This window comes from Pseudoalteromonas sp. SG43-6, from assembly GCF_014164365.1.
GTDB lineage: Bacteria > Pseudomonadota > Gammaproteobacteria > Enterobacterales > Alteromonadaceae > Pseudoalteromonas > Pseudoalteromonas rhizosphaerae.
Genome location: NZ_JACJEZ010000049.1, coordinates 21039 through 33399, shown reverse-complemented (window position 1 = coordinate 33399; position 12361 = coordinate 21039). Strand labels below are relative to the sequence as shown.

Annotated in this window: 10 protein-coding genes and 2 tRNA genes; 9 read left to right on the top strand and 3 right to left on the bottom strand. The window is 40.8% G+C overall.

The genetic code is table 11. From position 1 onward, the window contains the following. Positions 1-45: 45 nt before the first annotated feature. The 4 genes from H5201_RS17935 (at position 46) to gntR (ending at position 2851) form a co-directional block, all read left to right on the top strand. Positions 46-121 (top strand) — tRNA-Lys (locus H5201_RS17935). Positions 122-328: 207 nt separating this feature from the next. Continuing rightward, complete coding sequence (gene nadA, locus H5201_RS17930) at positions 329-1369, top strand: quinolinate synthase NadA (RefSeq protein WP_149982565.1); 1041 nt, start codon at positions 329-331, stop codon at positions 1367-1369. A gap of 148 nt (positions 1370-1517) precedes the next feature. After that, positions 1518-1607: transfer RNA gene (locus tag H5201_RS17925), tRNA-Ser, on the top strand. Positions 1608-1843: 236 nt separating this feature from the next. Further along, positions 1844-2851, top strand: a complete 1008-nt coding sequence (gntR, locus tag H5201_RS17920) for a gluconate operon transcriptional repressor GntR (protein ID WP_182785159.1) — start codon at positions 1844-1846, stop codon at positions 2849-2851. A gap of 43 nt (positions 2852-2894) precedes the next feature. Here gntR and gntU read toward each other — a convergent pair whose 3' ends face one another. Beyond that, on the bottom strand, positions 2895-4238 hold the full coding sequence (gene gntU / locus H5201_RS17915; RefSeq protein ID WP_182785158.1) for a gluconate transporter: 1344 nt from the start codon (positions 4236-4238) through the stop codon (positions 2895-2897). A 150-nt stretch (positions 4239-4388) separates the two neighbouring features. Between gntU and H5201_RS17910 the strand changes: the two genes are divergently transcribed. Beyond that, positions 4389-4901: a gluconokinase gene (locus H5201_RS17910; RefSeq protein ID WP_310736229.1), complete on the top strand. Its 513-nt coding sequence runs from the start codon at positions 4389-4391 to the stop codon at positions 4899-4901. Between the two features lie 82 nt (positions 4902-4983). Here H5201_RS17910 and H5201_RS17905 read toward each other — a convergent pair whose 3' ends face one another. Further along, complete coding sequence (locus H5201_RS17905) at positions 4984-5379, bottom strand: DUF2750 domain-containing protein (protein WP_145233101.1); 396 nt, start codon at positions 5377-5379, stop codon at positions 4984-4986. 72 nt (positions 5380-5451) lie between these two features. Continuing rightward, positions 5452-6033, bottom strand: a complete 582-nt coding sequence (locus H5201_RS17900) for a TetR/AcrR family transcriptional regulator (RefSeq protein WP_145233102.1) — start codon at positions 6031-6033, stop codon at positions 5452-5454. 145 nt (positions 6034-6178) lie between these two features. Here H5201_RS17900 and H5201_RS17895 point away from each other — a divergent pair, with 145 nt between their 5' ends. The 4 genes from H5201_RS17895 (at position 6179) to H5201_RS17880 (ending at position 12214) form a co-directional block, all read left to right on the top strand. Then, the gene (locus tag H5201_RS17895) at positions 6179-7222 is read left to right on the top strand and encodes an alkene reductase (RefSeq protein ID WP_149982560.1); all 1044 of its coding nucleotides are present in this window, start codon (positions 6179-6181) and stop codon (positions 7220-7222) included. Between the two features lie 367 nt (positions 7223-7589). Further along, on the top strand, positions 7590-9959 hold the full coding sequence (locus H5201_RS17890) for a TonB-dependent receptor domain-containing protein (RefSeq protein ID WP_182717389.1): 2370 nt from the start codon (positions 7590-7592) through the stop codon (positions 9957-9959). 66 nt (positions 9960-10025) lie between these two features. Beyond that, a complete protein-coding gene (locus H5201_RS17885) occupies positions 10026-11153 on the top strand; it encodes an alkaline phosphatase family protein (RefSeq protein WP_182717390.1) in 1128 nt (375 codons plus the stop codon). Then, the gene (locus H5201_RS17880; protein ID WP_182785157.1) at positions 11150-12214 is read left to right on the top strand and encodes an alkaline phosphatase D family protein; all 1065 of its coding nucleotides are present in this window, start codon (positions 11150-11152) and stop codon (positions 12212-12214) included. The genes H5201_RS17885 and H5201_RS17880 overlap by 4 nt, the downstream gene beginning before the upstream one ends. Positions 12215-12361 lie beyond the last annotated feature (147 nt).

The following is a 12361-nucleotide window of genomic DNA, read 5'->3' as shown; positions in this document are numbered from 1 at the left end:
TTTATAATCGGCGGATCTACGCAGCGTGCTTAGGCACATCAGAGCGGGTCATTAGCTCAGTTGGTAGAGCAGTGGACTTTTAATCCATTGGTCGATGGTTCAAGTCCATCATGACCCACCATTCTGGTTTATTCAATTTCAGTTTATCTGACTCCCAGTTAGTAAATTCATATCGCTTCATATAAAAAGCAAAAAACACTTACATAATCATCGTCAAGCTAAATATAATTGCGTTAATCAAATTGCTTTGCTCACCATTACTGTTATTTAGTTTTATATTCTCGTATAATCCGCCCCATAATTGCACTGTAGATTAAGTGGTCGAGAAATGAATTTAGCTCAAACTATTATGCCTGAAGGTTATATCTTTCCTCCTAAACCAGCTCCATTGAATAATGATGAGCAGGCGCAATACAAAGCACGTATCAAACAATTATTGATTGATAAAAATGCCGTATTGGTTGCCCATTATTATACTGATCCTGAAATTCAAGCGCTTGCAGAAGAAACCGGTGGTTGTGTTGCTGATTCGCTAGAAATGGCTCGCTTTGGTGCTAAGCACGATGCCGACATGATTATCGTTGCCGGTGTACGTTTTATGGGTGAAACAGCAAAAATACTGACACCGAATAAAACCGTGGTTATGCCAACACTAGAAGCAACCTGTTCGCTTGATATTGGTTGCCCAATTGATGAGTTCTCTGCGTTTTGTGATCAGCACCCTGATCGTAAAGTAGTTGTATACGCAAATACATCAACTGCCGTTAAAGCTCGCGCTGATTGGATTGTTACCTCATCGTGTGCCCTTGAGATTGTTGAGCACCTAGATGAAATGGGTGAAAAAATCATTTGGGGCCCAGATAAACATTTAGGTGCCTATATTCAAAAGAATACTGGCGCTGATATGATCATGTGGAATGGCGCATGTATCGTGCATGACGAATTTAAAACCAAAGCGTTAAAAGACATGAAAGCGCTGTACCCTGATGCTGGCGTTTTGGTTCATCCAGAATCACCAGCAGAGATTGTAGCGTTAGCTGATGCAGTAGGTTCAACCAGTCAATTGATCAAAGCGGCACAAACGATGAACAATCAAAAGTTTATTGTAGCTACAGATCGCGGCATTTTTTATAAAATGCAGCAGTTATGCCCAGATAAAGAATTTGTTGCCGCCCCAACGGCTGGCGAAGGCGCAACCTGTAAGAGTTGTGCGCACTGCCCGTGGATGGCAATGAACGGCCTCAAAGCGATTGAGGAAGCGTTATTAGATGCAACTGGCAAAGAAGTGTTTGTAGATATGGACCTTCGTGAAGGCGCACTCAAGTCGCTTAATCGGATGCTCGACTTCTCAGCGTCACTCCAACGCTAAACCAAGTTATAAAGATAAGGCCGCTGATACTGCTATCAGCGGCCTTTTTTGTTTGTTTACTAGGCAGTTAACAGGCAAAAGGGAAAAACACCTTGCACCGCCGCGTGCTATTTCATACTATTACGCCGCGTTATACATTAACGCCTGCGGTGAGGTGGCTGAGTGGCTGAAGGCGCACGCCTGGAAAGTGTGTTTAGGTTAATCCCTAACGAGGGTTCGAATCCCTCCCTCACCGCCATTATTCTATATCAGGACGCCTCATGGCGTCCTTTTTTGTTTGTGGTATTCAGGCAATAAGTGGTCTTATACTTTATTAGTTTTTACTTTCCTTAATCCCTTTCAATACTACTTATTAATCTTATACGCATTTCTGGCATAGACTGGTGAATATTGGATAGATTGTTGAAGTGGCTAATTGCAACCGAAATTGTTATGTTACATGTTACATGTAACATTTAAAATAAATTATCTGTAATGAAAAAAAGTAAACGTTCCTCTTTGCAGGATATAGCTGATGCTGTAGGTATGACTAAAATGACGGTAAGTCGTTATTTAAAAAGTCCTACGAAAGTATCTGAGGCTACGCGCAGTAAAATCAGTGCAGCGATTGATTTACTTGGTTATATACCTAATAAAGCCCCCGATTTATTGTCAAATGCGAAAAGCTTTTCTATTGGTGTGCTGGTTCCATCATTGACTAACCAAGTGTTTGCGCAAGTGATCCGAGGAATTGAAGAAATAACTGAACCGGCAGGTTATCAAACCATGCTCGCGCATTATGGTTATAGCCCAGAGATTGAAGAGAAAAGGGTGGAGTATTTATTGTCTTATCATGTCGATGGATTAATTTTATCTGAGACAATTCACACCGAACGAACACGGCAAATGATAAAAATGGCAGGTATTCCAGTTGTTGAAATAATGGATATTAACCATCCACCCATTCAGTATTCAATTGGCTTTGATAATATTAAAGCGGCCTTTGATATGACCAGCGCTCTTATAGATAAAGGCTATAAACATATTGTTTATTTAGGTGCCAGGCTCGATATGAGAACCAAACTGAAACTGCAAGGTTATACCGCTGCGATGACTAAAAGGGGATTGACGCCACAAAGTATCATGACAGATAAACCATCGTCGTATAGTTTAGGTGCCAAGCTTATAGTGAAAACACTCAAGGATTACCCTGATACAGACTGTGTTTTTTGTACCAATGATGACTTGGCGATTGGTGCGATTTTCGAGTGTCAAAAAAGTAATATAGCAGTACCAGAGCAAATGGCTATTGTTGGCTTTCATGGTCACGATGTCGGTCAATCTATGGTGCCGCAACTTGCCAGTGTAATAACGCCACGTCAACGGATTGGTAATCTTGCTGGTGAAACGTTACTAAGTGCGATTGATAACAAGCTTGATATTATAGCTAAAGACCGGGTTTTTGATGTGGGTTATAAAATTAATTTAGGCGAAAGTGCTTAGTATTAAAAAATGCTCAAGCGAATATAGCTTGAGCATTTAGTCGCTATAGAAACAGCGAGATCAATATTGCGACTATCGCGCCACATGTACCAATAATTGTTTCCATCACCGTCCACGTTTTAAGAGTTTGCATTTCAGTTAGACCAAGATAGCGACTTGCCAGCCAAAACCCCGAGTCATTAACATGAGAAAGCACGATAGAGCCACCACCTATCGCAATCGTAATTGCAGCAAGTTGCGCGCCACTGAGCCCAAGAGGCGCTAACATTGGGGTAATTAAGCCACATGCTGTTAGCATAGCAACGGTTGCAGAACCTTGAATTACTCTAACTGCCGCGGATAAAATAAACGCTAAAATAACAATGGGTAAACCTGAACCTGCAAGATAATTACCCAATGCATCACCGACACCAGAATCAATTAATACTTGTTTGAACACACCACCAGCACCGGTTACAAGAATAATGACTCCCGCGGGTTGCAGCGCACTACCGCAGATCTCCATTATTCGGCTATTAGGCACACCTCGTCTGGCACCCAGAAGATAAAAAGCCATTAAGCAAGCGGTTAAAATGGCAGTAAAAGGATGACCAATAAATGCAAGCCAATGTGCGATGTTCGAGTCGTTTTGCACAAACCGGCCACCTAAGGTGTTTAAGCTGATCATAAGCAAAGGTAGGGCAATTAAACCAAGGGCAAGAGCGAAGCTAGGAGTGCCTTTACCTTCTCTTGTTTCGTTCTCTGTTTGAGCATGAGCGGGCAGTTCAACATGAATAGATTTTGAGATAAACGCTCCCCAGATAGGGCCGCCAAGTAGCATCGCGGGAATACCTGCAAGTAAGCCAAACAAAATCATATAGCCATAGTCAGCCCCTAATTCAGAAGCCACTAAAATAGGGCCCGGCGCGGGAATTAAAAATGCTTGGCAAGATGCTATTCCTGCTAGTAAACCAATGCCAATTTTAATTACACTGCCGCCGCCTTTTCTGACCACCGCAAAAACAATCCCAATTAAAAGCACCACAGCAACATCAAAAAATAATGGTAAAGCACAAATGAAACCAGTAAAAGTCAGTGCCCAATTGGCATTTTTATCACCAAACCTGTGTAAAAGAGTATGTGCAATGCGATCCAGTGCACCCGTTTCTTCCATAACCTTGCCAAACATAGCACCTAAGGCAACCACTACAGCTACAAAGCCGAGTGTCCCAGCCATGCCTTTTTCAATTGTTTTTGTGATCATTTCAGGGCTCATGCCTGAGCACAATCCTGCGATCATCGAGACTAATATCAAAGATACAACGGCATGAAGCCTTACTTTCATTACGAGAAAAAGTAATAAAAAGATAGAGCCTACTGCAGTTAAAATTAAAGATAAATCTGACATATACTTCCTACTAATACGATCTTAATCATTTTTCGGTTAATTTTGTTTAACTTCACATAATTGATTGTTACGGGTAACATACTACCTGTAACTTAAAATAATAAATACATTGAACAGCAATGAATTTAAAATTAAATAGAGGTTAATCAAGTGAGCCAAACAAAAACTGGGCGTATATTTATTATTATGGGCGTATCAAGCACTGGCAAATCAAGTGTTGGCTCAGCATTAGCAAAAAAAATGAACGTTAAGTTTATTGATGGTGATGACCTGCATCCAAAAGCAAATATATTAAAAATGTCTGCTGGGGAGCCACTTAATGATAATGATAGAACGCCGTGGTTAGAAAGAATTCGTGATGCTGCTTTTAGTATTGAAAAGAAAAATGAAGTCGCAGTGATAGTTTGCTCTGCCTTGAAGCAAAAATACCGTCAGCAAATATGTGATGGCAATGTGGGAATTACGTTTTTACACCTTCATGGTGAGTTTGAACTAGTGAAAAAAAGAATGCAGGATAGAACAGGCCACTTTATGCCAGTTGAATTGTTAAAAAGCCAATTTGATACGCTTGAAATGCCGGATGAAAACAATGTTATTACTATCGATATAGACCAACCATTTGCAGACGTAGTTGAAAGTTGTTTTAAAGCGACCTTGAAATAAACTATAAAGTGCTTCTTTAAGAGGATGTTTGAGTAATAAAAGTCGCAGGAAACCAAGTAACCTGCGACTGATACATATTCAATTAGTAACGTTTTTTAGGTGCTTTTAGTTGTGAATCAAATTCATCAGGAAATAAAATTGTGCCGTCGTCTTCTTCAGTTGGAAAAACGGCGATAAGTAAGTCATCTTGTTCAAGACCGGGTGTCCATCGGGTTGTCCAATCTTTCAATGGAATTGCTTTAGCTGTGCAATTTTCCCACTCACCGGTAGCCCATGCCTCGGCATAAATACGTTCAGGCCATACCGGTACACAATCATCATCTTCGTTGGCGAGCATAACACAGCCATCGTCGTCATTTAATATCCACACTTGTTTGAACTCTTGGACGGTCTCAAACATAAAAGCCAATCTTTTTTTGGCTCCTAAATTTAAGATTGTCTCGAATTTTTCAGATGCGGTTGCAGTTGCATTACTCATTAATAGACTCTCTCTAGAATGGCTTAGGTATAGTATATTGACTAATATGACAAAATGTCGATTAGTTAAAAATTAATTACACATTGCGTGGTATAAATCGTCGGCGAGTTGGCTTAGATCTTGTTCGCAGCGGTTAGTCAGTGCATAGGTTCGCAAGCCGTAAAGGCCCATTGCTAAAAAACGAGCTAGATGCTCAGCTGTGCGTGTGTTTGGTATTTCACCTTCTTTTATCGCGCGCTCAAATTGTTCGGCGAGGGCGTTTTCGTAGGCGTTTAAATTTGTCATCAGTACGTGGCTGATCTGTGAATCTTGCCCTTCAACTTCACTAATACTTTTAGTCAGTAAACATACTTTCATCGCATCACCACTGATGCACTCGTTGACTATTGAGTCTAAGTATTGGCGTAGGCTTGGTAAAACGGGTTTATGTTGACAAAAAAGTGCCGTAAATTGCTGATTTCGATCAGCCTGATATTGCTCAATAGCCGCTAAAAAAATACCTTTTTTATTGCCAAACGCAGCATATAAAGATCCCGGATGAAGTGCTGTAACTTGCGTTAATTTTTGCATACTCGTTTTAGCATAACCGTGTTGCATAAAAGCCAGCATCGCTTGGCGAAGTACAAATTCACGGTCAAATTCGGCTATTCTCATAGGGCGCTCTGTTGCATTCTATTTGACTTATAAGCTGTAGATGGGGTTAGTTTACTTAATCTTGAACAAATATTCAAAAATAGACTTGAATGTTTTATTGTTCGCCCTTATCTTGAATGTACACTCAAGATAAGGATTGATAAGAATGACCACTGATCTACTGCAACCGTTTAAGCTTAATGACACGATTGAATTACAAAACCGTATACTTATGGCACCGCTAACGCGTTGTATGGCTGACGATAACTTAGTGCCAACTCAAGCGATGGTTGATTACTACGCACGCCGTGCTGAAGCCGGTTTAATAATTAGTGAAGCCACGATTATTCGCCCTGATGCGCAAGGTTACCCGAATACGCCAGGTTTATTTACCAGCGCACAAATTCAAGGCTGGAAAAAAGTAACCGATGCTGTGCATGAGCAGGGCGGTAAAATGTTTGCACAACTTTGGCATGTTGGTCGGGTTGCACATCCACACTTTTTTGATGGCGACGTTTTAGCCCCATCTGCGATTGGTGTTGAAGGCTCTGTACCACGTATGCGTGAGCTTACTTATATTACCCCAAAAGCAGCAACCACTGCCGATATTAAGTCATTAATTGCAGATTATGCAAAGGCTGCAGAGAATGCGCTTGAAGCTGGGTTTGATGGCGTTGAGATCCATGGTGCGAATGGTTACTTAATCGATCAGTTTTTACATTATGCAGCCAATGAGCGTGATGATGAATACGGGCAAACTCCAGAGAATATGTCGCGTTTTGCACTTGAAGTTGTTGATGCGGTAATTAACGTCATCGGCGCAGATAAAACTGGGCTACGTTTATCTCCTGGCGCTTACTTTAATATGAGCGAAGATAGCCGCGATAAAGCGGTATTTGATTACCTCTTAAACGAGTTGAATAGCCGAGCACTCGCTTACTTACATGGCGGTATTTTTGACGATAGCATGCGCTTTGCAAGCCTTGCAGATAAAACGACGTCAGAATATTTACGTGCGGCTTATTCAGGTACTTTAGTGGGTGTTGGTAGCTATGATTTTGACACGGCTAAAGCTGCTATTAACGCCAATAAGTTTGATTTAATTGCTATTGGTCGCCCGTTTATTGCAAACCCAGATTACATCAGTAAAATCAAAAATGCTGAAGAAGTGGTTCCGTATAGTGATGAAATGTTGGCTGAACTAATTTAAACGTAATTTATTTTAGTCACTAAACCACCTACGCCCGTAGGTGGTTGCATTAACGCCATGCATGTTGATTGCAAACTCGTTTTAGGTATTTATTTGCGATTAGCAATATTGCTTTTTAATCGTTACTAATACTGTGAAAAATACTCTTTCGTATTGATTTAACTCCCTCTCTATTTCCTACAAATATTACCGCGATAGACTGTTATTTAAATTATAATATCTTTATATGTTAATTGGTTAAGCTGCATTGTTGCCATAAATAATCAATATATTTGTCACTGTTACGTCAATTTTTTCGAGCTTTTTTGTCATATATTCCCTCCATACTTTGCCCGTATACAAAACAATAATTGCAAATGGGACAACAATGCGTACTTTTACTAAAAGATCGACTTTAAGCTTAGCAATCGCTTTAGCGTTTTCAACTAATAGCTTTGCAAATACCAATGAAATAGAAGAAGTCACGGTAGTGGCAAAACCAACGAGCTATGCAAATAGTGTGATTGAGCAATCAATGATTGAACAGCAGAGTTCGGTATCAAGTGTATTATCGGTGATGGATAACCTACCGGGAATTAGTATTAACGAAGGTGATGCATTTGGTGGTGATGATTGGTCTACCACTATTACGATGCGCGGCTTTAGTATCGATGGTAACCAACAGCAGTTAGGTATGACGGTTGATGGTATTCCAAACGGCGGCTCTAATTATGGCGGTGGTGCAAAAGCTAATCGCTACCTAGACAGCGAAAACTTAGCCACGGTTGAAGTGGGCCAAGGTACCTCAGATATCGCCTCAGCATCACTTGAAGCACTCGGTGGTACGTTTAATTTTGTTAGTAAAGATCCTAGCCTTGAGCGAGGAACTACATTTGCTTACACCAATGGTGACCATGATGCGACCCGTTATTATTTTAAGCATGAAACTGGCACTCTCTTTGATAACACGCAAGCTTATGTGAGTTATTCACAAACCAATACTAGCCGCTGGATAGGTGATGGCAGTAATGGCGGTAAAGATAATCAACATGCTGAGGCTAAATTTGTATCTAACTTTAATGCGCTGACTGTAACAGGGCGTTTATCGTATGATGATGTAAGTGAGACCAACTATAACAGTGTGAGCTTGCAGCAATTTGCGCAAACACCAGATTGGGATCAACTAACTTGGAATTGGACTGGCGTGCCACACTTTGACCAAATGTTTGCAGAAGGTTGGGGTACATTGCGTGAAAATGCGTTAGGTTACGTAAAGTTTGAATATGCAATCTCGCCTTCATCATTATTAACAATCAGCCCTTATTACCATAAAAACTCAGGGCGTGGTGATTGGATCCCACCTTATTTAACATCACCTGTCGATAAAGACGGTAATCCAACAACCGAAGGCGGCACAAATGCTGGCTCATATGGTTTTGCAGATAGCCAAGGTAAGCCATTAACGCCTAACGCAAATTGTACAGACACACTCAGTTGGCCATGGGATTCAGGCACCGGGTTGAATCCGGCGTGTTACCCAGATTCGGCAATACCGGTAATGTCATATCGCCATACACACTATGACAAGGACCGTTTAGGTTTAACCGCCGATTATAAATTAACCTTAGGGATGCACGATATTGAAGCAGGTATTTGGCTTGAACAAACTGATCGTGACGAATCTCGTGATTGGCATAAAGTTATTGACGCTCGCGTGTATCATCACTTTGATAGCACCCCATACTGGACGCAATATAAAAATACTTTTGAAACAGATACCTTTAAGTGGTACGTACAAGATTCTATCAGCCTAGGCGATTTTACAGTTAATCTTGGCGCTAAACAGTATTTAGTTGAATTACAAAAATACGATCATTTTGCAGATCTACGCTCTGATAAAATAAACAGTGATTCAGATGTGTTATTTAGTGCAGGTGCTTTGTACCAGCTAACTAGCAGTACAGAGTTATTCGCCAGTTTCAGTGAAAATTTCTCAGCAATTAAAGATGGAGTGCTGGAGCGTGATAGTTCTACACTCACAGAAATTGAACCAGAAACAGCTGAAAATATCGACTTTGGTGTACGTTATAAAGCAGACCGCTTGAGCCTAACTGCGACCGCTTATTCTATTGCCTTTGATAACCGTATTACTTTTATCGCACCTGGCAGTGATACCGGCGGGATTGATTATACGATAGGTACAAATGGCTCTTACATCAATGTAGGTGGTATTGACTCGCAAGGTATTGAACTATCAGCAAGTTATATGCTTACAAATGAATGGAATATTTATACTTCATACACTAATAACAGCTCTGAATACGCATCGCACGATCCAAGTGCCTACGATGCCGATGGTGTTATCCTCAAAGATGAAGACGGAAAAGCGCTACCGCCAAGCTTTAAAAAAGGCGATGACGTTATCGATTCACCAAGCGATATGTTTGTGCTTTCGACCGATTATTACAGTGGCGACTTCCGCTTTGGTATATCCGCTAAATATACCGGTGAACGCTTAGGTGCATTTTTAGATGAGCAAACTCGTACACGTAATAAAGTTGATGGTTATACCGTGCTTGATATCAATGCCGGTTATGCTGCAGACGTCAATGCCGGCCCATTTAAATCAATCGATATTGCTTTTGCTGTCACTAACGTAACAGATAAACAGTATTTAGCGGGTGGGACAGGTAATGGCAGCACTTATTTTATTGGTGCACCACGAACTGCAGCACTTACATTTACTGCTAATTTTTAAGCCCTAATTATAAAAATAATAACCAAAACCCATCCTTGTTGATGGGTTTTTATTGATAGGAATACTATGAAAGCAATAGCTAAACTGGCCGTAATAGGCTGTACATTAATGGTAAGTCATATTGTCAAAGCCAGTGATAATGTCGTGCTTGTGACGCTTGATGGAGTGCGTTGGCAAGAGGTATTTAACGGCGCCGATCAAAAATTGTTAGCAAATCCCGATTTTGTTAAACAGCCTGAGCAATTGAAACAACAGTTTTGGCGCGATGACAAACACGCCCGACAAGCTCAGTTAATGCCATTTATTAGCAATACGATTGCTCAACACGGTGTGTTAATTGGCGATAGAGAGAATGGTTCAACAATGTCGGTGAGTAACCCGTGGTATTTTTCATACCCAGGCTACAGTGAGATCTTAACTGGCAGTGTTGATGAGGCAATTAACAGTAATGATAAAACGCCAAATCCAAATAAAACTATTTTAGAGCGATTAGAGCAACGCGCTGACTATAAAAATAAAACCGCCTTATTTGGTAGTTGGGATGTATTTCCGTTTATTGTTAATACCAAACGCAGCGACGTATATGTAAATGCGGGTTTTATGCCAATTGAGGCAGACTTATTTGCCGATGCGCCACTATTAAATGCTTTACAACAGGAGATCCCAAGTCCTTGGCATAATGTGCGTTTAGACAGTTTTACATATCGTTTTGCCAAAGCTTATATGCTGGCAAAAAAGCCTAAGTTATTAGTGATCAGCTTAGGTGAAACCGATGATTTTGCCCATGATGGTCATTACGATCACTATTTGCAGTCGGCTAAACAAAGTGACGCTTTTATCAAAGATTTATGGCAAACCATTCAGACTACACCTGGCTATAAAAATAACACAACGCTTATTATCACCACGGATCATGGCCGTGGCAGTAACGCTAATGATTGGCAGCATCATAGTTCAAAACAAGCAATGGCAAAATCGGAGCAAGGTCGTAAAGCTTTTCCTGAGGGAATTATTGGCTCTGAGCATATTTGGTTAGCTGCAATTGGCCCAGATATTAAACCGCAAGGTTTATTAAAAACAACAACAGAGCTCAAACAAGCACAAGTTGCGGCAACGATTTTAACCGTACTTGGCGAAAACCCTAAGCAGCTTAATCCCGCTATGGCGGATGCAATTAATGAGATTTTAAAATGAAGCATTTAATTAAAGCGGCCGCATTGGTAAGCATTGTTGCGAGTTTTTCAGTATTAAGTACACCGCAAAAACTAACGCCACAAAAAATACTGTTTGGCTCATGTGGGCATCAAGATAAAGATATTCCGATTTTTGACGCGATCAATAAAGAGCAGGCAGATTTGTTTATCTTTTTGGGTGATAACATCTACGGCGACACCAACGATATGCGCGTACTTGCCGATAAATATCAGCGCTTAGGCGCTAAGCCCGGCTTTAAAACGTTAAAAGCACAGACTCCCCTTATTGCCATGTGGGATGATCATGATTTTGGCCAAAATGATGCAGGTAAAGAGTACCCACATAAAGAACAGTCTCGGGAAATTATGCTCGACTTTTGGCAAGAGCCACCGGGTTCAGTGCGTCGCACACGTGCCGATGGGATTTATACTTCGTATATGTATGGCGAAGGTGAGCACACGATACAAGTGATCATGCCTGATCTGCGTTGGAATCGCGATGCACTTAACCACGTTAGTGAAACACAATACAAGACTGAGCGTAAAGCGAGTAATCAAGGGCCTTATAGCCCAAGTGAAGTAAAAGGCGCATCGATGTTAGGTGAGGCGCAGTGGCAATGGCTTGAACAAGAGCTTAAAAAGCCTGCTGCAATTAAACTGATTGCTTCGAGCTTACAGTTACTGCCTGACTTTACCGGCTGGGAGTCGTGGGCTAATTTTCCGGAGGATAGAAACCGTTTATTTGCGTTAATTAAAAAACACAAAGTAAACGGCGTGGTAATTATCAGTGGTGACACACATTGGGGTGAGATATCAAGGTATGAACAAAACCTTGATTATCCACTGATTGAAATGACCAGCTCAGGCCTTACTGAAAAATGGAAAAACGTCAGTCCTAATAAACACCGCGTGGGGAAGTTCACACATGACGTTAATTACGGTGATTTAAGCATTGATTGGCAACAAACAGATCCAGCTATTTCACTCCAGCTAAAAGGCATTGATGGCGATGTGATCATGCAAAGCCAATTTAGCTTATCAAGTATTAGCCCATATAAATAATGACTCCCTCAGAAAATAAAACGCACAGTAGCTATACTGTGCGTATAAAAAGTGAGTTAATTATTGTGCTAACTCGCTGATTTATTAATGCCAATTAGCGACAATGGCTACCCCTATAATTGAAAATATCTTACACTGTTTTTATCT